This window comes from Methylobrevis pamukkalensis, from assembly GCF_001720135.1.
In the GTDB taxonomy this organism is placed as follows: domain Bacteria; phylum Pseudomonadota; class Alphaproteobacteria; order Rhizobiales; family Pleomorphomonadaceae; genus Methylobrevis; species Methylobrevis pamukkalensis.
This window is the reverse complement of the sequence record NZ_MCRJ01000284.1, coordinates 1-852: the sequence shown is the minus strand read 5'-3', so window position 1 is coordinate 852 and position 852 is coordinate 1. Positions and strand designations below refer to the sequence as shown.

Here is an 852-nt window from a genome sequence, read left to right as displayed (position 1 = left end):
CCTCGCCGGATTTCGGCCCGCGCGGCGTGCTCGACCGCTTCGGCCAGATCGCGCCGAAGGTGTTCGTCAGCGTCGACGGCTACTGGTACGCCGGCAAACGGATCGCGATCGCCGACAAGCTGGCCGAGATCGTGCCGGAATTGCCGGGGGTGACGGCCGTGGTGATCGTGCCCTATCTCGCGAGGCCGAGGCGGTCGCGGCCCGGCTGCCGAAGGCGGTGACGCTCGGCGATTTCATCGCGCCCTTCGCGGCGGCCGAACCGGTGTTCACGCGCCTGCCGTTCGATCACCCGCTCTACATCCTGTTTTCCTCGGGCACCACGGGCGTGCCGAAATGCATCGTCCACCGGGCCGGCGGGGTGCTGCTGCAGCATCTGAAGGAACACTGCTTCCACGCCGACACCCGGCCCGGCGACCGGGTGTTCTACTTCACCACCTGCGGCTGGATGATGTGGAACTGGCTGGTCGGCGGCCTTGCGGCGGGCGCGACGCTGCTGCTGTTCGACGGCTCGCCGTTCCATCCCGGCCCCGAGGTGCTGTTCGATTTTGCCGACGCCGAAGGCATGACCCTGTTCGGCACCTCGGCGAAATACATCGACGCGGTGAAGAAGGCCGGTCTGGTGCCGAAGGAGAGCCACTATCTCTCGACCCTGCGCGCGCTCTGCTCCACCGGCTCGCCGCTTGCGCCCGAAAGCTTCGATTTCGTCTACCAGGGCATCAAGTCCGACATCCATCTCGCCTCGATCTCCGGCGGCACGGACATCGTCTCCTGCTTCGTGCTCGGCGATCCGACCGGCCGTGTGGAAGGGCGAGATCCAGACGCGGGCCTCGGCATGGCGGTGGAGGTCTGGAC

1 pseudogene is annotated in these 852 nt (G+C 67.5%); it reads left to right on the top strand.

Features of this window, described 5'->3' with window-relative positions:
- Window positions 1-852 (top strand): annotated as a pseudogene (locus tag A6302_RS20535) (AMP-binding protein); the annotation flags it as partial.